Consider the following 25,339-nt stretch of genomic DNA (forward strand, 5'->3'; position numbering starts at 1 on the left):
TCGGCCCGCCGTTTTCGTTTGCTCACTCCGCGGGCGCGGGGTCCTTGCGGTTGGTGAGGTAGACGCCCGCCACGACGATCAGCGTGCCCAGGATCATCGAGATCGTCAGTTCCTCGCCGAAGATGGCGGCGGCCTGGAGGGCGGCGATCGGCGGCACGAGATAGATGAGGGACGCCGCACGGGAAACCTGGCCGCGGCGCAGCAGGTAGAGCAGCAGCAGGACCGCCCCCATCGAAATGCCGAGCACCGACCAGGCAAGCGCCGCGACGAAGGCCCAGCCGAAATCGACATGCAGGCTTTCGAGGCCCAGCGCAAGCGGCACGGTGACGATCAAGGCCCCGGCATATTGCAGGGTCGCGATCGCCCTGATGTCCCCGGTCGGCAGATATTGCTTCTGGTAGATCGTGCCATAGGTGACGGCGGCCATGCCGAGCATGTTGATGACAAGCGCGAAGGCCGGGATTTCCGCCGCCCCCTGGCCGAAGAATTTCGGCAGCACCGCCAGCAGGACGCCGAGGAAGCCGAGACAGAGGCCCGCCTTCTGCGTGCCGCTCAGCCGCTCGCCGATGAAATAGGGCGCGGCCAAAGCCGTCATCAGCGGCTGGAGTGCGGCAATGATGGAGGAGAGCGCCGCCGGCACGCCCTCCCCGATCGCCCACCAGACCGCCCCCAGATAGAGCCCGTGCAGGAAGGCGCCGGAGACCACGGCATGCACGATGGTGCGCCTGTCGCGCGGCCAGGCGACGCCGGAGACGACGCACAGCCCGCCGAAGAGAATGGCGGCGGCGATATAGCGGATGCTGAGGAAGGTCAGCGGCTCAGAGACGATGGCGCCGAACTTCGCGACGACCCAGCCGGTCGACCAGAGCAGGACGAAGATGGCCGGAGCCAGGCGATCGAGGGACATGGGACTTTCGGCAGAAGGACAATCGGTGGGCGAGCGATAGGCGCCGCCCACGTGATGGTCAAAGGAATTTCCTTGATGATTAGGTTCAACGAAAGGCGCGACGGTGCAGCTTTTCGGCATCTGCCCATGTTTTCGGCACATCGCGCACAGGACGCCGGCGCGGGTAATGCATCGGCCGGTTCGTTCCCACCGGAAAACCGTCCTGCCGGCCGGTTTAGCCGCGCTCAAAGCGGTATGAGAATTCTTCAGCGCTAATTGAGCATGGTTCTTGCATTGCCCCTGATGTTGTACTCAAATGGCGAAAAATAGGGAACACGCCTTTGGCATTTGACGAAATGATGAGCGCGGACTCCAACCCGCGGCAGCCATATGAAAACTACCATGACTGGTACGAGGGGCAGGATCGGGCTCGCCTGATTGCCAAATCGAGGGACGCCGAAAACCTCTTTCGAAAAACCGGCATCACTTTCGCGGTCTACGGACACGAAGACAGTTCTGAAAAACTCATCCCCTTCGACATCATCCCCCGCATCATTTCCGGCCGAGAATGGCGCAGGCTCGCCCAGGGCATCGAACAGCGGGTCATCGCCCTCAACGCCTTCCTCGACGATATTTACCACAAGCAGGAGATCATCAAGGCGGGCCGCGTGCCGCGCGAGCTGATCGAGCGCAATGTCGCCTTCCTGCCGCAGATGATCGGCTTCAAGCCGCCGGGCGGCGTCTATACCCACATCGTCGGCACCGACATCGTGCGCACCGGCGAAGACCAGTTCTACGTGCTGGAAGACAATGCCCGCACGCCCTCCGGCGTCAGCTACATGCTGGAAAACCGGGAAACCATGATGCAGATGTTCCCGGAGCTGTTCCACCTGAACAAGGTGCGCCCGGTGGAAGACTATCCGAAGACCCTGCGCCAGAGCCTCGCTTCCCTCGCGCCGCCCGGCTGTTCCGGCAAGCCGCGCATCGCCGTCCTGACCCCCGGCATCTTCAATTCCGCCTATTACGAACATTCCTTCCTCGCCGACATGATGGGCGTGGAGCTGGTCGAGGGCTCGGACCTGCGCGTCGTCGACGGCAAGGTGAAGATGCGCACGACCCGCGGCTACGAGGCGATCGACGTGCTCTACCGCCGCGTCGACGACGATTTCCTCGACCCCCTCACCTTCCGGCCGGATTCCGCACTCGGCATCCCCGGCATCATGGACGTCTACAAGGCCGGCAACATCACGATCGCCAATGCGCCGGGCACCGGAATTTGCGACGACAAGGCCATCTATTCCTACATGCCGGAGATCGTGGAGTTCTATACGGGCCGCAAGGCGCTGCTCGAAAACGTGCCGACCTGGCGCTGCTCGGAAGAAGACAGCCTGAAATATGTGCTCGAACATCTCGAAGAGCTCGTCGTCAAGGAGGTGCACGGCTCGGGCGGCTACGGCATGCTCGTCGGCCCGACCGCCTCGAAGAAGGAATGCGCAGCCTTTGCCGAAAAGCTGAAGGCCCGGCCGTCGAACTACATCGCGCAGCCGACGCTGTCGCTCTCCACAGTCCCCATCCTCGTCAACAAGGGCATCGCGCCCCGGCACGTCGACCTCCGGCCCTACGTGCTCGTTTCCGACAAGGTGAAGATCATTCCGGGCGGGTTGACCCGCGTGGCGCTGAAAGAAGGCTCGCTGGTGGTGAACTCCAGCCAGGGCGGCGGCACGAAGGACACCTGGGTACTGGAGGACTGACGCCGATGCTGGGAAGAACTGCAAACGGCCTATACTGGATGTTCCGCTACATCGAGCGGGGCGAAAACATTGCCCGCCTCATCGATGCGGGCCTGCGCATGGCGCTGACGCGCAGCGGCTCCAGCGACGAGGACTGGGACGGCGTGCTGCAAAGTGCCGGCGTGCGCGAGGATTTCGACGAGGTGCACGGCAAGCTCACGGGCGCCGACGCCATCGACTACCTGCTGCGCGACCCCGCCAACCCGTCGAGCGTGATGTCCTGCATCGAATCGGCGCGCAACAATGCCCGCATGGTGCGGACGGCGCTGACGCGGGAAACCTGGGAAGCAACCAACGAGTGCTGGATCGAGCTGAAGCTGGCGCTCTCCAAACGCGTAAAGCCCGCCGACATGCCGGAGGTGATCGGTACGATCAAGCGTTGCACCGCCCTCATCCGCGGTGCCTTCCACGGCACCATGCTGCGCGACGACATCTACAATTTCTCGCGCATCGGCACATTCATCGAGCGGGCGGACAACACCGCGCGCATCCTCGACGTGAAGTATTACGTGCTCCTGCCGGCGATCGCCAAGGTCGGTTCCTCGCTCGACAACATGCAGTGGGAATCGATCCTGCGCTCGGTCTCGGCGCACCGCTCCTACAGCTGGGTCTATGACGGCGACTATTCCGCCACCAACATCTCGGACTTCCTGATCCTCAACGACCGCATGCCGCGCTCGCTCGCCTATAGCTACGACAAGATCGTCAGCAATCTCGGTTATCTCGCCAAGCTCTACGGCGACAACCACGCGGCGCACGAGACGGCCTCCGCCACGCTGATGCTTCTCAGGAGCCGCAACATCGACGACATCATGGAACAGGGTCTCCATGAATTCATCGAGGAGTTCATCGTGCACAACAACCGCCTCGGAGAGGAAATCTCCGAAGGCTACCGCTTCTACCGATAGGCTGACGGGGCAACCAATGCGACTGAAGATCAGCCACACGACGGAATATCACTATGACGACCCGGTGCAGTATTCGCTGCAACGGCTGCGGCTGACGCCCAAGACCCAGCCCGGCCAGCGCGTGCGCGACTGGAAGACGACGGTGCACGGCGCCCGCCTGGAGGCCGGCTACACCGATCACTTCGGCAACCATGTCGACCTCGTCAGCACCAATGCCGAGCAGGTGACGATCCGCATCGTCGCCGAGGGCGAGGTGGAGACGGAGGACCGCGCCGGCGTCTTCGGCCCGCACCAGGGGTTCGTGCCGCTCTGGCTGTATCTGCGCGAAACGCCGCTGACCAAGCCCGGCGCGCTGATCCACGAACTGGCCAAGGCCGCCAGCGGCGAAAACGAACTGGCGCGCATGCACGCGCTCATGGAAGCGATCCACGAGGCCGTGGCCTACAAGCCGGGCGAAACCGCCTCCGACACCACGGCCGAGGAAGCGCTGGAGAAGAAGCAGGGTGTCTGCCAGGACCACGCGCATATCTTCATCTCCGCCGCGCGTTCGCTCGGCTTGCCGGCCCGCTACATTTCCGGCTACCTGCTGATGGAAACGCCCGAGCAGACAGCGAGCCACGCCTGGGCGGAGGTGCACCTGCAGGGGCTCGGCTGGGTCGGCTTCGATGCCGCCAACAAGATCTGCCCGGACGCACGCTATGTCCGCCTGTCCAGCGGCCTCGACTATACCGACGCCGCCCCCATTTCCGGCATGGTGGTGGGCACGGCGGCGGAAACGATGAGCGTTGCCATCACGGTGGAAACGTCCGGCCAGAGCCAATCGCAAAGCCAGAGCTGACGGCAGTTGAATCAGGATTCCCAAAGGGCGCCGTAACGCCCTGAATCTGCTGCACAAGCCCTCAAATCGAATCCGCTTTAAGGGCTTGTGCAATCGCTTTAACGCGACGCCGTTTCGAGCAGGCGGCAGAGTTTCACGAGGGCGGCATCATAACCGCCGCTGTCAACGCCGCGACAGCGCTTGATGAGCTGCATGCGATCGTTGCCGGAAAGCCGTGAGAATTCGCGAACGACCGTGCGGTCATCCGGGTCGCCGCGCCGGTCGTCATCGCCGAGCGAGCGCGGCTCGCGGCGGTCCGGCCGGCCGAGCACGTCGTCGTCGCCGAGGCTGACATCCACGTCGGCATCCAGCAAGCTGCGACCGCCGATCGTGGCACCGACATCCGCTGCGAGGCCATCGCGCCCGCCAACGGTCGCCCGCACGTCCGCATCCGCAAGGCCGCGCGATCCGCCGACATTCGCCCTGACGCCGGCATTAACGCCATCGCGCCCGCCGAGCCCGGCCTTCACATCCGCATCGGCAAGTCCACGGGCACCACCGACATTCGCCTTGGCATCGGCCTTCAGGCCGTTCCGGCCGCCGACCCGCGCGCCGACATTGGCATCGGCGAGCCCCTTGCTGCCGCCGACCCGGGCATCGACGCCGGCCCGGACGCTGCCGAGGCTCACGCCGACACCCACGCCGAGGCCGCCCCGATTGCCGCGATCGGCCGCGTGAACCGGCACGGCAAGAACCGCCGCGGCCAGCACGACCGCAGAGAGTTTTGGAATCGATACACCGTCTGATGCTCTGAACATGGAAACCTCCCATTCAGCGACCGACCCGGGAGTGGACCGGTATCGTGAAATGGAAGGGGAAGACGACCTCCGCGGTTCCTCGCGCAGGACGGCAGGCGGCTGCAAAGGAAAAGGAAAGGTTGCATTCGGCCGGAAGAGCGGGCCAATCCGTGCCGGAACGACACAGATCGGGCGCGACCATGAAAGCCGCGCCCGAAAAAGCTTAGTGGCTATCCTTGCCGACCGCGCTGCCGCGACACCCTTTCAGGAAGTCGAGATCGGCGCCGGTATCAGCCCCCTGCACATGCTGCTGGTGCAGCCAGGCATAGCCCGACTCAGGCAGGTCATGGTTCGGCGTCCAGGCGGCGAGCCGGCGCGCCAGCTCCTCCTCGGGAATGTCGAGATGCAGGCGGCGGTTCGGCACATCCAGCTCGATCATGTCGCCGTCCTTCACCACCGCAAGCGGCCCGCCGACAGCCGCTTCCGGCGAGGTGTGCAGCACGACGGTGCCGTAGGCGGTGCCCGACATGCGCGCATCCGAGATACGCACCATGTCGGTGATGCCCTTCTTCAGCACCTTCGGCGGAAGGCCCATATTGCCGACCTCGGCCATGCCGGGATAACCCTTCGGCCCACAGTTCTTCATGACCATGACGCAGGTCTCGTCGATGTCGAGAGCGTCGTCGTTGATCTTGGCCTTGTAGTCGTCGATATCCTCGAACACGACCGCCCTGCCCCGGTGCGTCAGAAGATGCGGCGAGGCAGCTGAAGGCTTCAGCACCGCGCCCTTGGGCGCAAGATTGCCGCGCACGACGACGATGCCGCCCGATTGCGTCAGCGCCTTTTCGGCCGGAAGGATGACATCCTCGTTCCAGTTGACGACGTCCTTGACCTCGTTCCAGACGGTTTCGCCGGAGACCGTGATCGCATCCTTGTGCAGGAGGCCGGCCTCGCCGAGGCGCTTGAGAACGACCGGCAGGCCGCCGGCATAGAAGAACTCTTCCATCAGGTATTTGCCCGACGGCATCAGGTTGACGATGGTCGGCACATCGCGGCCACAGCGATCCCAGTCGTCCAGCGTCAGGTCGATACCGACGCGGCCCGCCATGGCGAGAAGGTGGATGACGGCATTGGTCGATCCGCCGATCGCCGCATTGGTGCGGATGGCGTTCTCGAAGGCCTGCTTCGTCATGATGTCCGATGGCTTCAGGTCGTCCTTCACCATCTGCACGATACGCCGGCCGGTAAGCTGCGCCATGACCTTGCGGCGGGAATCGACGCCCGGAATGGCGGCATTGCCGGACAAAGCCATGCCAAGCGCCTCTGCCATGGAGGCCATGGTGGACGCCGTGCCCATGGTGTTGCAGGTGCCGGAGGAACGGCTCATCGAGGCTTCCGCCTCCAGGAACTCTTCCTGCGTCATCTCCCCGGCCTTCACCATCTCGGAGAACTTCCACAGATGCGTGCCGGAGCCGACGCGCTCGCCGCGGAAATAGCCGTTGAGCATCGGACCGCCGGTGACGACGATCGACGGCAGATCGACGGAGGCTGCCGCCATGATCAGCGACGGCGTGGTCTTGTCGCAGCCGACCATCAGCACGCAACCGTCCATCGGTTGGCCGCGGATCGTTTCCTCGATCGCGAGCGCCGCGAGGTTGCGGTACATCATCGCGGTCGGGCGGAAGGTGTTTTCGGAGGCCGAGAACACCGGCACTTCCATCGGGAAACCGCCGGCTTCCCAGATGCCTGCCTTCACCTTTTCGGCGAGTTCGCGCAGATGGCCGTTGCACGGCGTCATATCCGACCAAGTGTTGAGGATGCCAATCACCGGACGACCGTCGAACAGGTCGTGCGGATAGCCCTGGTTCTTCATCCAGCCGCGGTGGTAGATCACATCACGGCTGGTGCCGCCGTACCATTCCTGCGATCTCAGCCTGCGCGGCCATTCCGCTTTCTTCTTCATGTCTCTCAGTCCTTGAAGGGCCTGCCCCGAAAAGCCGGGCGGCCTTTGCCTCACGCCAGGGTGTAGGCGGTCTTGACGGTTGTGTAGAATTCGTTGGCGTATTTGCCCTGCTCGCGCGAGCCGTGCGACGAGCCCTTGCGGCCGCCGAACGGCACATGGAAATCGACGCCCGCCGTCGGCAGGTTCACCATCACCATGCCGGCCTCCGCATTGCGCTTGAAATGCGTCGCATGCTTGAGGCTCGTGGTGGCGATGCCGGAAGAGAGACCGAACGGCGTGTCGTTGGCGACGGCCAGCGCTTCCTCGTAATCCTTGACGCGGATGACCGCGGCGACCGGGCCGAAAATCTCTTCGCGCGAGATGCGCATGTCGTTCGTCGCTTCGGTGAAGAGCGCCGGCGCGAGGTAGAAGCCGGGCGTATCGCGCTTCAGGCGCTCGCCACCGAAGGCAAGCCTGGCGCCTTCCTTCTGGCCGATCTCGATATAGTCGGTGTCCTGCTTGAGCTGGCCCTCGTCGACGACCGGGCCGATATGCGTGCCCGCCTTGAGGGCATCGTCGACGACGATGCTCTTCAGCCGCTCGCCAACGGCGGCGACGAAGCGGTCGTGGATACCTTCCGTCACGATGACACGCGAGGAGGCGGTGCAGCGCTGGCCGGTCGAGAAGAAGGCCGAGTTGACGGCGGCCTCGACGGCGACGGTGAGGTCCGCATCGTCTAGCACTACGAACGGGTTCTTGCCGCCCATCTCCAGCTGGTATTTGCGGTTATGTTCGATGGAGGCGGAAGCGACGCGCTTGCCCGTACCGGTCGAGCCGGTGAAGGTGATGGCGTGCACGTCCGGGCTGTCGAGCATGGTCTGGCCGACGACGGAGCCCTTGCCCATGACGAGGTTCAACACACCCTTCGGCAGGCCGGCGCGCACGAGGATATCGACGATCGCCCACGAGCAGCCCGGCACCAGTTCGGCCGGCTTGAAGACAACCGTATTGCCGTAGCAGAGCGCGGGCGCGATCTTCCAGGCGGGGATGGCGATCGGGAAATTCCAGGGCGTAATGATGCCGACGACGCCGACCGGTTCGCGGGTGATCTCGACGCCGATATTCGGGCGAACGGAGGGCAGCACCTCGCCGGCAAGGCGCAGGATTTCGCCTGCGAAGAAATCGAAGATCTGGCTAGCGCGCACCGTCTCGCCGATGCCTTCGGCGAGCGTCTTGCCCTCTTCGCGCGACAGCAGGCGGCCGAGTTCGTCCTTGCGGGCGAGGATCTCGTCGGCGGTCTTGCGCAGGATCGCGTGGCGCTCAAGGATGCCGGAGCGCGACCAAGCCGGGAAAGCCGCCTTTGCCGCAGCGATTGCGGCTTTCGTGTCCTCGACGGAGGCGCGGGCATATTCGCCCACCACGTCGTCGGTGTTCGACGGGTTGATGTTGCGGATCGCGTCAGAGCCGACCCATTCGCCGGCAATCAGGTTCTGGTGCATGGTCATGGGCTGTCGAGCCTCCTGTGTGTCATGGCGGCCGAGCGGCCGTCGCATCGATTACAATTGGCGGATTTCGATCTCGTCTTCCCCGGCGATCGCCAGTGGATTGCGCAGCGGCAGGCCAAAACCGTCGGCGCCGATCTCGAACACGTCGCCCTCTTCCGTGCGGATGCCGTCGCCGAAGGACAGCGTCGCCGTACCGAACATGTGGACATGCACATCACCCGGCGCGCGGAACAGGCCGTATTTGAAGTGGTGGTATTCGAGGTTGGCGAAAGTGTGGGACATGTTCGCCTCGCCGGAGACGAAGGGCTTTTCCCACAGGACCGCGCCGCCGCGCAGGATGCGCGAGAAGCCGCGGATATCGTCCGGCGCTGCGCCGACGCGGATTTCCGGGCCAAAACTCGCCTGCCGCAGCTTGGAATGGGCGAGATAGAGATAGTTGATGCGCTCCGTCACATGATCGGAAAATTCGTTCGAGACGGCAAAGCCGATGCGGAACGGCGAACCATCGGCCGCGATGATGTAAATGCCGGCCATTTCCGGCTCCTCGCCGCCATCGAGCGCGAAGGAGGGCGAGGTCAGCGCGGCACCGGGCGCGACAGCCTGCGAGCCGTTGCCCTTGTAGAACCATTCCGGCTGCACTCCCTTCTCGCCGGGTTTCGGCTTGCCGTTTTCGAGGCCCATGCGGAACATCTTCATGGAATCCGTCAGTGTCTCTTCGGCCGCTTCCGTCGTCTTCTTGTGCATGGAATCGCGCGTCGCGGCGGAGCCGAGATGGGTGAGGCCCGTGCCGGTCAGGTGCAGGTGGGCGGCGTCCGGATGGGTGATCGGCGACAGCAGCCGGCCATCGGCATAGGCCTCTTCCAGATCGACCTCATCGCCCAGTCCCTTGGCATCGATGACAGCCTTCAGCGACCGGCCGCTAGTGGCCGCTTCCATGGCGAGCGCATAGACGCTTGCCGCACCCTTGACCGCGCGGGCCTGGCCGCCCTCTTCCCGCACGACGACCGTGATCGAACCGTCGGGATTTCCGACCTGCGAAATCAGCATTTCCATTTCCTTCCTGGAGCCGGCTCTGGCCAAGGCTCCGCACCTGCGGTGGACGGACGCCACCACACTGGCCGCCTCGGCGGCTCGTCAGATACACATGCAATTCGGAGGGTTGGCCGGTTTCCGGTCAGCCCTTGTTCTTGTTGTAGACGTCGAAGAACACGGCAGCGAGCAGCACCAGGCCCTTGATGAGCTGCTGGTAATCGATGCCGATGCCCATGATCGACATGCCGTTGTTCATGACGCCCATGATGAAGGCGCCGATAACGGCACCGGTGATCTTGCCGACGCCGCCGGATGCCGACGCGCCGCCGATGAAGCAGGCCGCGATGACGTCGAGCTCGAAGCCGACGCCGGCTTTGGGGGTCGCGGAGTTGAGGCGGGCGGCGATGATCATGCCGGCAAGGGCCGCAAGCGCGCCCATGTTGACGAAGGTGTAGAAGGTCAGCCGCTCGGTATTGATGCCCGAAAGCTTCGCCGCCTTCTCGTTGCCGCCCATCGCATAGATGCGCCGGCCGATCGTCGTGCGGGTCGTGACAAACGTGTAGAGCACGATCAAGAGGCCCATGATGACGAGCACGTTCGGCAGGCCGCGATAGGTGGAAAGCTGGAAGCCGAGGAAGACCGCCACCGCGCTGATGATCACCATCTGCCCGGCGAAGAAGGCGAAGGGCTCATTCTCGGTCTCATGCAGCGCGTTCTGGCTGCGCTCGCGAAGGCCGGCATAGATGGCGTAGCCGACGAGCAGAATGACCACGACGAGCGCGAAATAGTTCTTGATGAGGCTCGTCGCCGGGTCGGTGATCGACAGGAAATCCGGCACGAAACCGGTGGAGAGAATCTGGAAGTCCTTGGGGAACGGGCCGACCGGGCGGCCGCCGAGCACGACATAGGTCATGCCGCGGAAGACGAGCATGCCGGCGAGCGTGACGATGAAGGACGGGATCTTCTGGTAGGCGACCCAATAGCCCTGTGCCGCGCCCATGAGAGCGCCGACGAGAATGCAGGCCGGCACGACGATGATTGCCGGCACGCCCCATTTTACCAGCATGATCGCCGATATCGCCCCGATGAAGGCGACGATGGAGCCGACCGACAGGTCGATATGCCCCGCCACGATGATCAGCAGCATGCCGAGCGCCATGATGACGATGAACGAGTTCTGCAGCACCAGGTTGGTGATGTTGACCGGGCGGAAGAGCACGCCGTTGGTGATGACCTGGAAGAAGATCATGATCACGACCAGCGCGACCAGGAGGCCATATTCGCGGATGTTCTTCTTGAGGTATTCCCCCACCGAAGGCTGGGTCGTCTTTGTCGCGGTGTCGGTGGACATCAGTGTTTCTCCCCGGAGCGCATGATGGCGCGCATGATGGATTCCTGGCTTGCTTCCGCCTTGGAGAGCTCGGCCACGATGCGTCCTTCGTTCATGACATAGATGCGATCGCAGGTCCCGAGCAGTTCCGGCATCTCCGATGAGATCATGAGGATGCCCTTGCCCTCGGCGGCAAGCTGGTTGATGATTGTATAGATTTCGAACTTCGCGCCGACATCGATGCCGCGCGTCGGCTCGTCGAGGATCAGCACCTGCGGATCGGTGAACAGCCACTTCGACAGCACGACCTTCTGCTGGTTGCCGCCCGAAAGATTGACCGCTTCCTGATAGATCGAATGGGACCGGATGCGCAGCCGCGAGCGGTAGCCGGAGGCGACTTTGGTCTCCTGGTGATTGTCGATCACCGCCGCCTTGGAGACGCCCTTGAGGTTGGCGAGCGTCGTGTTGTGCATGATGTTGTCGATCAGCACGAGGCCGAGATGCTTGCGGTCTTCCGTCACATAGGCAAGGCCCGCATCGATCGCCTTGGGGATCGTGCTGACATCGACCGGCTTGCCGCGCATCGCGACCTCGCCGGTGATCTTGTGGCCCCAGGACTTGCCGAAGATGCTCATCGCCGTCTCGGTGCGCCCTGCCCCCATCAGCCCGGCAATGCCGACCACTTCGCCGGCGCGCACGTTGAAGCTGATATTGTGCAGGAACTGACGGTCGCGGTGATGCTGGTGGAAGACGTTCCAGTTCTTCACTTCAAGCAGCGTCTCGCCGATCTTCGGCTCGCGCGCCGGATAGCGGTCTTCCATCTCGCGGCCGACCATGCCCTTGATGATGCGGTCTTCGGAAATGTCCTCGTGATGACAGTCGAGGGTTTCCACGGTGCCGCCGTCACGCAGGATGGTGATCTGGTCGGCGACCTTTTTGATCTCGTTCAGCTTGTGCGAGATGATGATCGACGTCATGCCCTGCGCGCGGAACTCCACCAGCAGCTTCAGCAGCGCGTCGGAATCCTTCTCGTTGAGCGAGGCGGTCGGCTCGTCGAGGATGAGCAGGCGCACCTTCTTGGAGAGCGCCTTGGCGATCTCGACGAGCTGCTGCTTGCCGACGCCGATATCGGTGATCAGCGTGCCCGGCGGCTCCCTGAGGCCCACCTTGTTCAACAGTTCCTGCGTGCGGCGGAAGGCGAGCTTCCAGTCGATGATGCCGTTGGTCGCCACCTCGTTGCCGAGAAAAATGTTTTCGGCAATCGACAGAAGCGGCACCAGCGCCAGCTCCTGGTGGATGATGATGATGCCCAGATGCTCACTGTCGGAGATCGTGGAGAAACGGCGGACTTCGCCGTCGAAATGGATTTCGCCCTCATAGGAGCCGGCCGGATAGACGCCACTCAACACTTTCATGAGGGTGGATTTGCCGGCACCGTTTTCGCCGACAAGGGCGTGAATCTCGCCTTCGCGGACTTTCAGGTTGACGTTGTCGAGCGCCTTTACGCCCGGAAACGTCTTCGTGATGCCACGCATTTCGAGAAGGGTCTTGCTCATGTATCAGTTTCCAGCAGCCGGTCCTCCACCATGCGGCGGTAAACCGAGCCTATTCGCTCTGCGATCCGGAGAAAAGAGGGTTCGCGCAGCTTGGCGCGAACCCCGGAGAATGGAGAACGATCAGTTCTTCAGCTGGTCGGCCGTGTAGTAGGCCGAGTCCGTGACGAGGATCTTCTCGGCATTGGACTTGTCCACGGCAACCGGCTTCAGCAGGTAGGACGGAACGACCTTGACGCCATTGTCATAGGTCTTGGTGTCGTTCACTTCCGGCTCCTTGCCTTCGAGGATCGCGTTGACCATGCTGACCGTGACCTTGGCCAGTTCGCGCGTGTCCTTGAAGACCGTCGAATACTGTTCGTCGGCGAGGATCGACTTGACGGACGGCAGTTCGGCGTCCTGGCCGGTGACGATCGCCATCGGCTGGTCGCCCGAGCCGTAGCCGACGCCCTTCAGGGCCGACAGGATACCGATCGAGAGACCGTCATAGGGCGACAGAACGCCATCGACGCGGCCATCGGTGTAGGTCGAGGACAGCAGGTTTTCCATGCGGGCCTGGGCCACGGCACCGTCCCAACGCAGCGTGCCGACGGTTTCCATGCCGGTCTGGCCGGACTTGATGACGATGTCGCCGCTGTCGATCAGCGGCTGGATGACCGACATTGCGCCGTCATAGAAGAAGAAGGCGTTGTTGTCGTCCGGCGAACCGCCGAAGAGCTCGACGTTCCACGGCTTGGTGTCCGGGAACTTCGCCTTGAGGCCGTCAACGAGGCTGGTGGCCTGGAGAACGCCGACCTGGAAGTTGTCGAAGGTGGCGTAGTAGTCGACATTGCCCGAATCGCGGATCAGGCGGTCATAGGCGATGACCTTCACGCCGGCATCGGCCGACTTCTGGAGAATGTCGGAGAGCGTCGTGCCGTCGATGGCGCCGATGACGAGAACCTTGGCACCCTTGGTGACCATGTTTTCGATCTGGGCGAGCTGGTTCGGGATGTCGTCGTCAGCAAACTGCAGGTCCGGCGTGTAGCCGGCTTCCTTGAAGAGCTTTTCCATCGTCTCGCCGTCAGAAATCCAGCGGGTCGAGGTCTTGGTGGGCATGGAAATGCCGACCATGCCCTTGTCCTGGGCGAAGGACGGCGCCACGAACGACGCGACGCTGATGGCGGCGGCGGCGAGAAGCGAAGTGATCATTTTCATTGAAAGGTCTCTCCCTTGTGCGCACTGGCCGATATTGCGGCCAGGCATTGTTCTGTGCGCGACGGGGTCGCATTCAGACGACGGTCCAGACTGGCCGGGCGCAAGACCCGCCGGTCCCCACTCCCAAGGACCCCAGCGCACATTGGCGCAAGGTCGTACGAATTGCCATAACTGTCAAATGCAATAAGCTTCTAAATCGATATCAGAACTGATATATTATGGGGCAAATATACTATTTTATGGATCGGAGTAACCATGCGTTTGGAGGACGATATCGACGAACGCCTCTTTTCCGATGACAGCGCCGACAACCTGCAGGGCGTCAGCCTGCTGCGCAGCGGCCTGAAGCTCAGCCATCTGCGCATGATCGTCGCGATCGAGGAGCACAAGCAGGTGAGCGCCGCAGCCGATGCGCTGAATATTTCGCAACCCGCGGCCTCGCGCATGCTGACGGAAATGGAGACGATCCTCAAGGCCCAGTTGTGCGAGCGCGTCTCGCGCGGCGTGGCGCTCACGGCCTTCGGCCGCGCCTTCGCGCGCCGGGCACGCACCATCCTGCTCGAACTGCGCGAGGTGGACCGCGAGCTTTCGGCGCTGAAATCCGGCACCGGCGGCTCGGTCTTTCTGGGTTCGGTGACCGCACCGGCGATCAGCCTCGCCGTGCCGGCGATCCAGCAGGTCAGCGCCGCCTATCCCGGCATCGAGGTGAATGTGCGCGTCGAGACGAGCAACGTGCTCGCCCGGGAGTTGCTGGCGGCAAGGCAGGATTTCATCATCGCCCGCGTGCCGGACGATCTCAATCCGCGCCTCTTCAACGTCACCGAGATCGGCATCGAAAAGGCCTGTCTCATCGTGCGCAAGGGCCATCCCCTGCTGGAAAAACCCGTCGTCGGCCTTGCCGACCTGCCGCATTACGACTGGGTGTTCCAGCCGGCCGGCACGCTTTTGCGCCGGCGCATCGAGGAGCTGTTCATCGCGGCAGGCGTGGCGCTGCCCTCCACCGTGGTCAACACCTCGTCGATCCTGCTCACCACAGCCATCGTCTGCGGCTCGAATGCGATTGCCCCGGTCGCGCGCGACATGGCGGTCTTCATCGCCGATGTCGGCGCGCAGGCGGGCGACGTGCGCATCCTCAACACCGATTTCGAGATTGACATCAAGCCGTACAGCCTCATTTCCGTCAAAGGCAGGGCGCTGCCGCCGAGCGCCAAACTGCTCTATGATCTGATCCTGCAACGCAGCCGGATGCTTTCGCCGGACTGAGGAGACTTTTGATGTTCGGCCTGACCGTTTTCGAATCCGTGCTGGAAAGGCTGAAGGCCGAGGCGCGCCAAGCGGAGGAAGACGAAGAGCTTGAGGAAGAAGGCTCGGGCGAGATTCGCGGCCTGACCTCCGGCTTTACCGGTCTGGGAATGGGCGGAACCTTCGTCTCCGGCTCGCAGGCAGCCGCCGCCTATCTCGATCTCTACGAAGAGCCCGCTCCCATGCCACCGGAGCCGGAACCGTTGCCGCCCGAGCCGCCGCTGCATCTCCTGCGCATCGCGCCGGCAGAGGTGGCGGAAGACCTCGCCTTGCACGGCAAGGAAAGCGTGGACGACCTGCTCGCCCGCCGCCGCAGCTTTGCGCGCGAAAACCACCCGGACGGCGTTCCGCCCGACCTGCGCGACAACGCGACTCTGCGCATGAAAATCGCCAACATGCTGATCGACGAGACGATCCGGCGGATCAATGTCGAGAAGAGCCTGGGATTGGTGCGCTAGCTCTTGGGCTGCTCTTCCGGGGGCTTTGCGGCCGGATCGGAGGGTTTGAAGAACAGGATGAGGTTGGCAAAGGCATAGGCGGTGACGACGAGGAAGATCGTGCCCCAGGTCTGCTCGCCGTTATAGTACTCCACCCCTGTCCATGCGGCACAGACCCCGACCAGAAGCAGCCGCCGCCAGAGCGGGCGGTAGAACGGATGGTCGGTATCGATGATTTTCATGAACGTCTCCTCACGCCTTCGCCCGTCTATAGGCGGTTTTTCCGCGCGGGGAAACCGGCTTTTCAGGCATCGAGACGATCGAGGAAGGCGGCAAGCTCCGAGGGCTCGATGCCGACGAGATGGCTCTTCTCCGGATAGGCGCCGGAACGCACGTCCTCCGCATATTCGCGGAAGGCGGCGATGCGCTCCTGCTGGAGCCGGTCGTATTCGGCCGCGAAATTGCGATAGACCTTGGCATGACGCGGATAGTGGCCGCGGTTCTGGCCGAGCACGTCGTCGGCAAAGAGATATTGCGCATCGCAGCCCGCACCGGCGCCCATCGAGAGCATGAGGAGCGACGTCTTCGCGCTGATCGCAGCCGCAACCTCGCCCGGCACGACCTCGATTTCGGCGGCAAAGGCGCCGGCCTCTTCCAAGGCCTTCACCTGCCGCCAGATTTCCAGCGCACTCGCCGCCGTCTTGCCGACCGCCTTGAAGCCGCCCGTCCACGTTGCCTTCGAAGGGATAAGCCCGACATGGCCGCAGACCGGAATGCCCTCCTCGCGCAGACGCCGGACGGTGGAAAAGCCGGCCGCGCAATAGACCGCATCGCCGCCCGCCTTCATCACCTGGAAGGCGCCGCGCAGATAGTCGTCCGCGGTGATGAAATCACCATATTCGAGGCCGGGAAAGGCGAAGACCGTGGGTGCCGCCTCGCGAAAGGCGGGTCCGAGCAGCGCAGGCGGCACGGAGACGAGGTCGATGCCCGCCTGCTCGGCGGCGGCAGCCTCCTCCAGCGTCACGACGCGCAGCATGGTGAGCTGGCGCTTGCCCTTCATCGCCTGAAGGTCGGCGACGGTCGGTCTCTTGTTCTTCACGGTGATCTCCAGGGTTCAGGCGGCAAGCAGTTTCTTGAGTTTGGTCTCCGGCGCGGCAAGCTCGGCTGGATCGGGATGGATTCGTGCGGCGATCAGCATTTCCGCAAGGCGGATATCGCGCGCCACCGCATTGCCCGGCCCGATGCCGCTTGCGGCGATCAGACGGCCCTCGGCATCGAGGTGGAACAGGATAAAAGCCCCCTCGCCCATGTCGCGCCGGACCATCGTCGCAGCGCCGTCGGCAAGGCCTGCGATCTGCAAGGTCATGTCGTATTGATCCGACCAGAACCATGGCACGGCGGAATGTGCCTCGGCACCACCCAGCATGTTGGCCGCTGCAAGCTGACCCTGCTCCTGCGCATTGCGCCAGGATTCGAGCCTGATGCGGCGCTCGCCGTAGAGCGGCAGCGGATAGGACGTGCAGTCGCCGGCCGCGAAGATATCCGGATCGGAGGTGCGCAGCATTCCATCGACGGCGATGCCGTTTTCCGTCGCAAGACCCGCCGCTTCCGCCAGTTCCGTATTCGGCACCGCGCCGATGCCGACGATGAGAAGATTTGCCGAGACGACGCGTCCGTCCTCAAGCGCGATGCGAACCTCGCCCGGCAAGTCCTCGACACCCGCCACCTTGGCGCCGCAGAGAATCTCGACGCCCTCCGCCGCATGGCGCTCCGCCACGATCGCGGCGATCTCGGCCGGCACGCCGCGCGTCAGCACGCGGGGCAGCCCCTCGACCAGCGTCACCGTCGCCCCAAGCTTGCGGGCGCTCGCCGCCAGTTCGAGGCCGATAAAGCCACCGCCAAGGATGGCGATATGGCTGCCATCGACCAGATGCGCACGAATGGCCGCGGCATCGTCATGGCTGCGCAGCGCGACGACGCGTCCACAGGCATACGGCGTCCCCGGCAGGGCGCGTGGCCGGGCACCGGTCGCGAGCAACAGCTTGTCATAGGCAAGCGCGGTGCCATCACTAAGCACGATGCGTTTTCCGGCGCGTTCGATCTCGGACACCGTCCGGCGGGTGAGCACGACGATGCGCGCCGCCGCATAGCGCTCCTGTTCGGCGACGAGTTTCGGGCCGGCGCCGGCCACGAGCGCATCCTTGGAGAGCGGCGGGCGCTCGTAGGGCAGATGCATCTCGCTACCGATCAGTGTGATCGTGCCATCGAAACCCTTGCCGCGCAGTGCGAAGGCTGCGCGCGCGCCGCATTCGCCGGCGCCGACGATGACGAAGTTTGCCATGGAATGATTCCTCAGAGCCCGATGAAGACGGTGCCGCTTTCGACCTTGACCGGATAGGTTTTCAGGTCGACGCAGACGGGCGCGCCCTTGGCCTCGCCGGTCTTGTAGTTGAAGCGGCCGTTGTGCTTGGGACATTCGATGACGTGGTCCATCACGAGGCCATCGGCGAGATGGATTTTCTCGTGGGTGCAGAGCCCGTCGGTGGCGTGATAGGTGTCCTCCGGGCTGCGATAGACCGCGAAGGTGCGGCCGGCATGGTCGAAGCGGATGACATCCTCCTCGTCGATTTCGTCCGCTGCGCAGACCTCGATCCAGGTGTCGCTCATGGTCGTCTCCTCCAAAGACTGGGGTTTTACTCGGCGGCCGCGACGGCCGGTTCGGCGTGGAACTCTTCCTTGTAGGGCCGGGCCGTCATCGGTAGGTCGCGCTTCAGAAAGTAGTCCTCGTTGCGCAGCTGCCGCAGGAAGGCCGGCAGCATTTCGCGATAGCCGTGCCACATGGACGGGTTCGGCGCCGGCAGGTCGTGCTTGATCATGGCGTGCAGCCGCGGCAGCGCGTGGTAAGGCACCATCGGGAACATGTGGTGTTCCACATGGTAGTTCATGTTCCAGTAGATGAAGCGGCTGAAGGCGTTCATGTAGACCGTGCGGCTGTTCAGCCGGTGGTCGATAACGTTGTCGGCAAGGCCGCCGTGCTGGAGCAGGCCGGTCAGGACGTGATGCCAGGCGCCGTAAAGCCGCGGCAGGCCGATCAGCATGGCCGGCAGGATCGAGCCGGTGGCAAAACAGAGGGCGATGGTCGCGAGATAGATCGCCATCCAGATGCGCGCGACGCGGATCGCCTTCGGCTGCTCGGATTCGGGGATGAAGGTCTTTTCGGCAGCACTCATCACCCCGGAGGCATTGCGCACCATGTCGATGACGGCATGCCAGGCGTCGAGCAGGCCGAAGAAATTGAGCACCAGGCGAAAAAGGTCCGGCGGGCGCATGACGGCGATTTCGGGATCGCGGCCGACGATGACCGTGTCCGTGTGGTGGCGGGTATGGCTCCAGCGCCAGGTCACCGGATTGCGCATGATCATGAAACAGGCGATCTGGTAGACGGCGTCGTTCATCCACATCGTCTTGAAGGCCGTGCCGTGGCCGCATTCGTGCCAGCGGGAATCGGACGCCGAACCGTAGAGCACGCCGTAGACCAGGAAGAACGGGACCGCCCACCAGCTTCCCCAGAGCCAGATGCCGAGAGCGCCACTGACCAGCATCGTGCCGAGCCAGATTGCGGTGTCGCGGATCGCCGGGCCGTCGCTGCGCTGCATCAGCGCCTTCATCTCCTTGCGCGGGATGTCGGTGTGATACCACTCGGCCGCGGCAAGGCCATTTGCCACGGCGGCCTCGGCATCGCGGCCAAGAAGGCTGTAGTCCCGCTTCGTCGGCTTCATCGCCCGTCTCCTCCATCTGATGGGCAAACGATAATACCGATGCTTGCGTCCCTCAATCCTGCCATGATATAATGCGTCAAATCCTATCATTAACCATCATTTGGTTTTGATGGAAAGCTTTCAGGGAGGGGAACATGGCATCGCGGCCCACCATTACGGATCTCGCCAACGCGGCGGGCGTCAGCGTCGCGACCGTCGACCGCGTGCTGAACGGCCGCCACAAGGTGCGCGAGGAAACGGCGCGCCGCGTCTACGATGCCGCCAATGCAATCGGCTATCACGCGCTCGGCCTCATCCGGCAACGCGTCTTCGAGGACCTGCCGCAATATCGGCTGGGCTTCAGCTTCCAGCGCCCCAACCAGGCTTTTTACCAGAACTTTGCCCGCGAGATCGAAATCGCCTGCAATGCCTGCACCACGGCGCGCATCGTGCCGCAGATCGATTTCATCCCCACGCAGACGCCGGCCGCGATGGCCGAAATGCTGCGCCAGCTCTCGACCCGCAACCAGGCGCTCGCCGTCGTTGCACCGGACTATCCGGCGACGACGACCATGGTGGAAGACCTGAAAAGCCGCGGCATTCCGCTGTTCTGCCTGCTCTCCGACTTCGCCATGGATGTGCGCCAGGGCTATATCGGCCTCAACAATATGAAAGTCGGGCGCACGGCAGCGTGGATGATCGCCAAGGGCGCCAAACGCCCGGGCAAAGTGGCGATCTTCGTCGGCAGCCATCGGTTCCACGGCCATGAACTGCGCGAGATCGGCTTCCGCTCCTTCTTCCGCGAGAAGGGTGAAGGTTTCGAGGTGCTCGACACGCTGGTCAATCTCGACACCAGCGAAATCACCCACGAGGCGACCGCCAACCTGCTGGCGCAACACCCCGATCTGGTCGGCCTCTACGTCGCCGGCGGCGGCATGGAGGGGGCGATTTCCGCTGTGCGCGAAGAGGGTTATGCGGGAAAGGTGCAGTTGATCGTCAACGAGTTGACTCCGGAATCGAAGGCGGCCCTTGCCGACGACGTGGTCACCATGGCCATCCACACACCGCTCGCGGCGCTTTGCCGCGAACTCGTCACGCTGATGATCACCGCCATCGAAAAGGGTGGAAACGCGGTTCCCGGCCAGACCTTCTTGCCGTTCGACATCTTCACGCCGGAAAATATTTGAGGCGGAAATGATGGCTTTCCCTCACGCCCACCGCTAATCTTTCAGCAATGAGGGCGCATCAGCGACCTTCGGCTTTGACGCCCGCAAAACCCTTCCCGATCCTCATGCGTGCATGCGAGGCCGCCCTGTCGCCGCCTCGAAGACCGGAGGACCCATTCCATGCCCGCCCTGACTTTCGCCCTCAACCACATGACGGCGCCCGCGCTGACGCTCGACGCCTTCTTCGCCCTTGCCGTCTCGCTCGGCATGACGTCAGTCGAAATCCGCAACGACCTTGACGGCAACGCCATCCTCGACGCCACGACGCCGGCCGAGGTGAAGGCGCTTGCCGCGCGCCACGGCCTTACCATCATCTCGATCAACGCCCTCCAGCGCTTCAACGAATGGACCCCGGCCCGCGCCGCCGAGGCCAAGGAGCTCATCGACTATGCGAGCGCCTGCGGCGCCCGCGCGCTCGTGCTCGTGCCGAAGAACGACGGCACCGGCCAGGCCGATGGCGAGCGGCAGGCGAACCTGCGGGAAGCGCTGACCGCGCTGAACCCCCTGCTGGACGCTGCCGGCATCATCGGCCTCGTCGAGCCGCTCGGCTTCGAAATCTGCTCGCTGCGCTCCAAGCGCGAGGCCGTGGAGGCGATCAAGGCTGTCGGCGGGGAACAGACATTCCGTCTGGTGCACGACACGTTCCATCATCATCTCGCCGGCGAGCCCGACCTCTTCGCCGACCTGACCGGCCTCGTGCACATTTCTGGCGTCGAGGACCCTGCCGTCTCCGTTTCCGACATGCGCGACGGCCACCGCGTTCTCGTCGGCCCGATGGATCGGCTTGGAAATATCAGCCAGATCAAGGCTTTGCTTGCCGCCGGCTATAGCGGTCCGCTCTCCTTCGAGCCCTTCTCGCCGGCCGTGCACGACGTTGGAGACCCGCAGGCAGCGGTCGCCGAAAGCGTTGCCTTCCTGCGTGAAAACATCTGAAAACCGGGTGCTGGCGGGTGCTCCGCCGGCACTTTTCCCCAAGCGGAATGAATCGCGCATCGGAAAAAATGGAACAGGCTTGACGTTCTCCGCAGAAAATGGAATAAACATTCCGTAAGACGGAATTCGCGGTTTGTTTATTCTGTTTTGACCCCTGCCTCCCGGGAGGAGCAAGGGTCGGCCACCCGCAAGGGCGCGCCATCCGGATCAGTCTGTGGTGCGACCGGACACCACGTTGAGGAGGAGAACGACATGAAAAAATTCATTCTTGGCTCGGCACTCGCCGTCATGATGTCCACCGCCGCCCATGCCGAGACGATCGGCGTGACGATGGCGCAGTTCGACGACAACTTCCTGACCGTCCTGCGCAACGGCATGTCCGACTATGCCAAGACGCTCGACGGCGTCGAACTGCAGATCGAGGACGCACAGAACGACGTCGCCAAGCAGCAGAGCCAGATCCAGAACTTCATCGCTTCCGGCGTCAGCGCCATCATCGTGAACCCGGTCGATACCGACGCCACCGCCGCCATGTCGAAGGCTGCCGCGGATGCCGGCATTGCGCTCGTCTATGTCAACCGCGAGCCGGTCAACGTCAACGAACTGCCGGAAAAGCAGGCCTTCGTCGCGTCCAATGAAATGGAATCCGGCACGCTGGAAACCAAGGAAGTCTGCCGGCTCCTCAACGGCAAGGGCAAGGTCGTCGTCATGATGGGCGAGCTTTCCAACCAGGCCGCCCGCATGCGCACGCAGGACGTCAAGGACGTGATTGCGACCGACGAGTGCAAGGGCCTCGAAATCGTCGAGGAGCAGACCGCCAACTGGTCGCGTACCCAGGGCTCCGACCTCATGACCAACTGGCTCTCCGCCGGCCTGGAATTCGACGCCGTCATCTCCAACAACGATGAAATGGCGATCGGCGCCATCCAGGCGCTGAAGGCCGCCGGCCGCTCGATGGACAGCGTCGTCGTCGCCGGTGTCGATGCCACGCAGGACGCACTCGCCGCCATGGCTGCGGGCGACCTCGACGTGACGGTGTTCCAGGATGCCGCCGGCCAGGGCAAGGGCTCGGTCGATGCCGCGCTGAAGCTTGCCAAGGGCGAAAAGGTCGAGACGAAGGTCTACATCCCCTTCCAGCTCGTGACCCCGGCCAACATCGCCGACTTCCAGTCGAAGAACTGATCGGCTCTCGCCGGTCAAGCAAGAACGGCTAGACTGTTATGGACGCGCGCACGCCTGCGTGCGCGCGTCCGACCCGTTTCAGGTTGCAAGGGAGGGGACGATGGTCAGTCCGACCACCATGGCCGCGGTTCGTGCCAGCGGCGCCATTCCGAATGCCGAATATCTCTTGTCCGCGGAAGGTGTCCGCAAGGAATTCCCCGGCGTCGTCGCCCTCGACGACGTCCAGTTCAAGCTGAAGCGCGGCACCGTGCATGCCCTGATGGGCGAAAACGGCGCAGGCAAATCCACGCTGATGAAGATCCTCGCCGGCATCTACACGCCGGACCAGGGCGAGGTGCTGCTGAAGGGCCAGAAGATCCGGCTCGGCTCGCCGCTCGATGCGCTGGAAAACGGCATCGCCATGATCCATCAGGAACTGAACCTGATGCCGTTCATGACGGTGGCGGAAAACATCTGGATCCGCCGCGAGCCGAAGAACCGCTTCGGCTTCGTCGATCACGGCGAGATGCACCGCAAGACGGCCGAGCTCTTCAAGCGCCTCAACATTATCATGGACCCGGAAGTGCAGGTGCGCGATCTTTCGGTCGCCAACCGCCAGATGGTCGAGATTGCCAAGGCCGTCTCCTACGAATCCGACGTGCTGATCATGGACGAGCCGACCTCGGCGCTGACCGAGCGCGAGGTGGAGCACCTCTTCACCATCATCCGGGATCTCCGTTCGCAGGGCATCGGCATCGTCTACATTACGCACAAGATGAACGAGCTGTTTGAGATCGCCGACGAATTCTCGGTGTTCCGCGACGGCAAATATATCGGCACGCACGCCTCCACCGACGTGACGCGCGACGACATCATCCGCATGATGGTCGGTCGCGAGATCACCCAGATGTTCCCCAAGGAAGAGGTGCCGATCGGCGACGTCGTGTTGTCGGTCAAAAACCTCTCGCTCAAGGGCGTCTTCCACGACGTGTCCTTCGATGTGCGCGCAGGCGAAATCCTGGGCCTTGCCGGCCTCGTCGGTTCCGGCCGCTCGAATGTCGCCGAGACGATCTTCGGCGTGACGCCGGCGACCTCGGGCACGATCGAGATCAACGGCAAAAAGGTCACCATCGACAGCCCGAACACCGCGATCCGCAACCGCATGGCCTTCCTCACGGAAGACCGCAAGGAGACCGGCTGTCTGCTCATCCTCGACGTGCTGGAAAACATGCAGATCGCCGTGCTTCAGGACAAGTTCGTGAAGAACGGCTTCGTTTCCGAGGGCGCGCTGACCAAGGTCTGCGAAGAGATGAGCAAGAAGCTGCGTGTCAAGACGCCGAACCTGTCGGAGCGCATCGAGAACCTGTCGGGCGGCAACCAGCAGAAGGTGCTGATCGGCCGCTGGCTGCTCACCCATCCGCGCATCCTGATCCTCGACGAGCCTACGCGCGGCATCGATGTCGGCGCCAAGGCGGAAATCCACCGCTTTGTCACCGAACTCGCCCGCGACGGCGTCGCCGTCATCATGATCTCGTCGGAAATGCCGGAAGTGCTCGGCATGAGCGACCGCGTGATGGTCATGCACGAGGGCCGCGTCACCGGCATTATCGACCGCGCGGACGCCACGCAGGTCGCGGTGATGGAACTGGCTGCCCAGTAAGTTTTTGGGCCGCTACGCGGCCACAAGGGAGGTAATCATGAGCACGAATTCCGCAGCGCAAGCCCAGGTCGCCGCGCAGAAATCTGCCCGCCGGCTCCCGCCGGAACTCAGCATCTTTCTCGTCCTCATCGGCATCGCGCTGGTCTACGAAATCCTCGGCTGGATTTTTGTCGGCCAGAGCTTTCTGATGAACACGCAGCGCCTGACGATCATCATCCTGCAGGTTTCCGTCATCGGCATCATCGCCGTCGGCGTCACGCAGGTCATCATCACGGGCGGCATCGATCTGTCCTCCGGCTCGGTGGTCGGCATGACCGCCATGTTCTCTGCGAGCCTCGCGCAATCCTCCACCTGGCCGCGCGCGCTCTATCCCTCATTGACCGACATGCCCGTCATCGTGCCGGTGGCGCTCGGCATCGGCGTCGGCCTCTTGGCCGGCTTCATCAACGGCCAGCTCATCGCCAAGACGAAAATCCCGCCCTTCATCGCCACGCTCGGCATGATGGTCTCGGCGCGCGGCATCTCCAAGTGGTACACGAAGGGCCAGCCGGTCTCGGGCCTCACCGACCAGTTCAGCTTCATCGGCACCGGCATCTGGCCCGTTGTCATCTTCCTCGTCGTCGCCGTCATCTTCCACATCGCGCTGCGCTACACCCGCTACGGCAAGTTCACCTATGCGATCGGCGCCAATGTGCAGGCCGCCCGCGTCTCCGGCATCAATGTCGAATCGCATCTGGTGAAGGTCTACGCCATCGCCGGTGCGCTGGCCGGTCTCGCCGGCGTCGTCACCGCGGCGCGCGCCCAGACGGCGCAGGCCGGCATGGGCGTGATGTACGAACTCGACGCGATTGCCGCGACCGTCATCGGCGGCACCTCGCTTGCCGGCGGCGTCGGGCGCATCACCGGCACGGTCATCGGCACCGTCATCCTCGGCGTCATGACATCGGGCTTTACCTTCCTGCGCGTCGATGCTTTCTACCAGGAAATCGTCAAGGGCGTGATCATCGTGGCCGCCGTCGTCGTCGACGTCTACCGCCAGAAGAAGCGCAAGACGTAGTTAAATGAGCGAATAGGGAGTGGCGAATAGCGAATAGTTCGCCGACAA

Annotated in this window: 23 protein-coding genes; 10 read left to right on the forward strand and 13 right to left on the reverse strand. The window is 63.5% G+C overall.

Features of this window, described 5'->3' with window-relative positions:
* Positions 1-22: 22 nt before the first annotated feature.
* The gene (locus tag GB927_RS13985) at positions 23-907 is read right to left on the reverse strand and encodes a DMT family transporter (RefSeq protein WP_256117657.1); all 885 of its coding nucleotides are present in this window, start codon (positions 905-907) and stop codon (positions 23-25) included.
* A gap of 320 nt (positions 908-1,227) precedes the next feature.
* On the opposite strand from GB927_RS13985, the gene GB927_RS13990 reads away from it, so the two are divergent.
* From GB927_RS13990 to GB927_RS14000, 3 genes are read left to right on the forward strand one after another with little or no spacing between them, the layout of a single operon-like run.
* A complete protein-coding gene (locus GB927_RS13990) occupies positions 1,228-2,637 on the forward strand; it encodes a circularly permuted type 2 ATP-grasp protein (protein WP_256117658.1) in 1,410 nt (469 codons plus the stop codon).
* A gap of 5 nt (positions 2,638-2,642) precedes the next feature.
* Positions 2,643-3,584, forward strand: coding sequence for an alpha-E domain-containing protein (locus GB927_RS13995; RefSeq protein ID WP_256117659.1), 942 nt, complete (start codon positions 2,643-2,645; stop codon positions 3,582-3,584).
* 16 nt (positions 3,585-3,600) lie between these two features.
* A complete protein-coding gene (locus GB927_RS14000; RefSeq protein WP_256117660.1) occupies positions 3,601-4,422 on the forward strand; it encodes a transglutaminase family protein in 822 nt (273 codons plus the stop codon).
* A gap of 98 nt (positions 4,423-4,520) precedes the next feature.
* On the opposite strand, the gene GB927_RS14005 is transcribed toward GB927_RS14000, so the two are convergent.
* The 7 genes from GB927_RS14005 to chvE all read right to left on the reverse strand — a co-directional run bounded on the left by GB927_RS14005 (position 4,521) and on the right by chvE (position 13,757).
* A complete protein-coding gene (locus tag GB927_RS14005) occupies positions 4,521-5,219 on the reverse strand; it encodes a hypothetical protein (protein WP_256117661.1) in 699 nt (232 codons plus the stop codon).
* Positions 5,220-5,421: 202 nt separating this feature from the next.
* Complete coding sequence (gene araD, locus GB927_RS14010) at positions 5,422-7,161, reverse strand: L-arabinonate dehydratase (RefSeq protein ID WP_256117663.1); 1,740 nt, start codon at positions 7,159-7,161, stop codon at positions 5,422-5,424.
* A 50-nt stretch (positions 7,162-7,211) separates the two neighbouring features.
* Positions 7,212-8,645: an aldehyde dehydrogenase family protein gene (locus GB927_RS14015; RefSeq protein ID WP_256117664.1), complete on the reverse strand. Its 1,434-nt coding sequence runs from the start codon at positions 8,643-8,645 to the stop codon at positions 7,212-7,214.
* Between the two features lie 51 nt (positions 8,646-8,696).
* Positions 8,697-9,692, reverse strand: coding sequence for an AraD1 family protein (gene araD1 / locus GB927_RS14020; protein ID WP_256117665.1), 996 nt, complete (start codon positions 9,690-9,692; stop codon positions 8,697-8,699).
* A 127-nt stretch (positions 9,693-9,819) separates the two neighbouring features.
* Positions 9,820-11,028: a multiple monosaccharide ABC transporter permease gene (gene mmsB / locus GB927_RS14025; protein ID WP_256117667.1), complete on the reverse strand. Its 1,209-nt coding sequence runs from the start codon at positions 11,026-11,028 to the stop codon at positions 9,820-9,822.
* Entirely contained in the window at positions 11,028-12,563 is a 1,536-nt protein-coding gene (gene mmsA, locus GB927_RS14030; RefSeq protein WP_256117668.1) for a multiple monosaccharide ABC transporter ATP-binding protein, read from the reverse strand. The genes mmsB and mmsA overlap by 1 nt, the downstream gene beginning before the upstream one ends.
* 120 nt (positions 12,564-12,683) lie before the next feature.
* On the reverse strand, positions 12,684-13,757 hold the full coding sequence (chvE, locus tag GB927_RS14035; RefSeq protein WP_256117669.1) for a multiple monosaccharide ABC transporter substrate-binding protein: 1,074 nt from the start codon (positions 13,755-13,757) through the stop codon (positions 12,684-12,686).
* Positions 13,758-14,012: 255 nt separating this feature from the next.
* Here chvE and GB927_RS14040 point away from each other — a divergent pair, with 255 nt between their 5' ends.
* The gene (locus GB927_RS14040) at positions 14,013-15,020 is read left to right on the forward strand and encodes a LysR family transcriptional regulator (protein ID WP_256117670.1); all 1,008 of its coding nucleotides are present in this window, start codon (positions 14,013-14,015) and stop codon (positions 15,018-15,020) included.
* 11 nt (positions 15,021-15,031) lie between these two features.
* Entirely contained in the window at positions 15,032-15,517 is a 486-nt protein-coding gene (locus GB927_RS14045) for a hypothetical protein (RefSeq protein WP_256117671.1), read from the forward strand.
* On the opposite strand, the gene GB927_RS14050 is transcribed toward GB927_RS14045, so the two are convergent.
* The 5 genes from GB927_RS14050 to GB927_RS14070 form a co-directional block, all read right to left on the reverse strand.
* Entirely contained in the window at positions 15,514-15,738 is a 225-nt protein-coding gene (locus GB927_RS14050) for a hypothetical protein (RefSeq protein WP_256117672.1), read from the reverse strand. The genes GB927_RS14045 and GB927_RS14050 overlap by 4 nt on opposite strands.
* 62 nt (positions 15,739-15,800) lie before the next feature.
* Positions 15,801-16,595, reverse strand: coding sequence for a 3-methyl-2-oxobutanoate hydroxymethyltransferase (locus tag GB927_RS14055; protein ID WP_256117673.1), 795 nt, complete (start codon positions 16,593-16,595; stop codon positions 15,801-15,803).
* A gap of 15 nt (positions 16,596-16,610) precedes the next feature.
* Positions 16,611-17,837 (reverse strand): NAD(P)/FAD-dependent oxidoreductase, encoded by a 1,227-nt coding sequence (locus GB927_RS14060; protein WP_256117674.1) that lies wholly within the window; start codon positions 17,835-17,837, stop codon positions 16,611-16,613.
* 11 nt (positions 17,838-17,848) lie between these two features.
* Positions 17,849-18,163 (reverse strand): MocE family 2Fe-2S type ferredoxin, encoded by a 315-nt coding sequence (locus tag GB927_RS14065; protein WP_256117675.1) that lies wholly within the window; start codon positions 18,161-18,163, stop codon positions 17,849-17,851.
* A 26-nt stretch (positions 18,164-18,189) separates the two neighbouring features.
* Complete coding sequence (locus tag GB927_RS14070; protein WP_256117676.1) at positions 18,190-19,275, reverse strand: fatty acid desaturase family protein; 1,086 nt, start codon at positions 19,273-19,275, stop codon at positions 18,190-18,192.
* 134 nt (positions 19,276-19,409) lie between these two features.
* Between GB927_RS14070 and GB927_RS14075 the strand changes: the two genes are divergently transcribed.
* From GB927_RS14075 to GB927_RS14095, 5 genes are all read left to right on the forward strand, one after another.
* A complete protein-coding gene (locus GB927_RS14075; protein ID WP_256117677.1) occupies positions 19,410-20,441 on the forward strand; it encodes a LacI family DNA-binding transcriptional regulator in 1,032 nt (343 codons plus the stop codon).
* 159 nt (positions 20,442-20,600) lie between these two features.
* Positions 20,601-21,413, forward strand: a complete 813-nt coding sequence (locus GB927_RS14080) for a TIM barrel protein (RefSeq protein WP_256117678.1) — start codon at positions 20,601-20,603, stop codon at positions 21,411-21,413.
* Between the two features lie 252 nt (positions 21,414-21,665).
* Positions 21,666-22,595: a sugar ABC transporter substrate-binding protein gene (locus tag GB927_RS14085; RefSeq protein WP_256117679.1), complete on the forward strand. Its 930-nt coding sequence runs from the start codon at positions 21,666-21,668 to the stop codon at positions 22,593-22,595.
* Between the two features lie 100 nt (positions 22,596-22,695).
* Positions 22,696-24,234, forward strand: a complete 1,539-nt coding sequence (locus GB927_RS14090) for a sugar ABC transporter ATP-binding protein (RefSeq protein ID WP_256117684.1) — start codon at positions 22,696-22,698, stop codon at positions 24,232-24,234.
* Between the two features lie 37 nt (positions 24,235-24,271).
* A complete protein-coding gene (locus tag GB927_RS14095) occupies positions 24,272-25,291 on the forward strand; it encodes an ABC transporter permease (RefSeq protein WP_256117685.1) in 1,020 nt (339 codons plus the stop codon).
* Positions 25,292-25,339 lie beyond the last annotated feature (48 nt).

The sequence above is a fragment of the Shinella lacus genome, from assembly GCF_010994755.1.
Taxonomy (GTDB): domain Bacteria; phylum Pseudomonadota; class Alphaproteobacteria; order Rhizobiales; family Rhizobiaceae; genus Shinella; species Shinella lacus.

Bases quoted from the DNA above. Each gene is read 5' to 3' on its own strand.
- araD (WP_256117663.1), bottom strand. From the start codon at position 7,161: ATGAAGAAGAAAGCGGAATGGCCGCGCAGGCTGAGATCGCAGGAATGG.
- GB927_RS14080 (WP_256117678.1), top strand. From the start codon at position 20,601: ATGCCCGCCCTGACTTTCGCCCTCAACCACATGACGGCGCCCGCGCTG.
- GB927_RS14015 (WP_256117664.1), bottom strand. From the start codon at position 8,645: ATGACCATGCACCAGAACCTGATTGCCGGCGAATGGGTCGGCTCTGAC.
- GB927_RS14005 (WP_256117661.1), bottom strand. From the start codon at position 5,219: ATGTTCAGAGCATCAGACGGTGTATCGATTCCAAAACTCTCTGCGGTC.
- GB927_RS14085 (WP_256117679.1), top strand. From the start codon at position 21,666: ATGAAAAAATTCATTCTTGGCTCGGCACTCGCCGTCATGATGTCCACC.
- mmsA (WP_256117668.1), bottom strand. From the start codon at position 12,563: ATGAGCAAGACCCTTCTCGAAATGCGTGGCATCACGAAGACGTTTCCG.
- GB927_RS14000 (WP_256117660.1), top strand. From the start codon at position 3,601: ATGCGACTGAAGATCAGCCACACGACGGAATATCACTATGACGACCCG.
- mmsB (WP_256117667.1), bottom strand. From the start codon at position 11,028: ATGTCCACCGACACCGCGACAAAGACGACCCAGCCTTCGGTGGGGGAA.
- GB927_RS14065 (WP_256117675.1), bottom strand. From the start codon at position 18,163: ATGAGCGACACCTGGATCGAGGTCTGCGCAGCGGACGAAATCGACGAG.
- GB927_RS14090 (WP_256117684.1), top strand. From the start codon at position 22,696: ATGGTCAGTCCGACCACCATGGCCGCGGTTCGTGCCAGCGGCGCCATT.
- GB927_RS14070 (WP_256117676.1), bottom strand. From the start codon at position 19,275: ATGAAGCCGACGAAGCGGGACTACAGCCTTCTTGGCCGCGATGCCGAG.
- GB927_RS14045 (WP_256117671.1), top strand. From the start codon at position 15,032: ATGTTCGGCCTGACCGTTTTCGAATCCGTGCTGGAAAGGCTGAAGGCC.
- chvE (WP_256117669.1), bottom strand. From the start codon at position 13,757: ATGAAAATGATCACTTCGCTTCTCGCCGCCGCCGCCATCAGCGTCGCG.
- GB927_RS14050 (WP_256117672.1), bottom strand. From the start codon at position 15,738: ATGAAAATCATCGATACCGACCATCCGTTCTACCGCCCGCTCTGGCGG.
- GB927_RS14075 (WP_256117677.1), top strand. From the start codon at position 19,410: ATGGCATCGCGGCCCACCATTACGGATCTCGCCAACGCGGCGGGCGTC.
- GB927_RS13995 (WP_256117659.1), top strand. From the start codon at position 2,643: ATGCTGGGAAGAACTGCAAACGGCCTATACTGGATGTTCCGCTACATC.
- GB927_RS13985 (WP_256117657.1), bottom strand. From the start codon at position 907: ATGTCCCTCGATCGCCTGGCTCCGGCCATCTTCGTCCTGCTCTGGTCG.
- GB927_RS14060 (WP_256117674.1), bottom strand. From the start codon at position 17,837: ATGGCAAACTTCGTCATCGTCGGCGCCGGCGAATGCGGCGCGCGCGCA.
- GB927_RS14040 (WP_256117670.1), top strand. From the start codon at position 14,013: ATGCGTTTGGAGGACGATATCGACGAACGCCTCTTTTCCGATGACAGC.
- araD1 (WP_256117665.1), bottom strand. From the start codon at position 9,692: ATGCTGATTTCGCAGGTCGGAAATCCCGACGGTTCGATCACGGTCGTC.
- GB927_RS14095 (WP_256117685.1), top strand. From the start codon at position 24,272: ATGAGCACGAATTCCGCAGCGCAAGCCCAGGTCGCCGCGCAGAAATCT.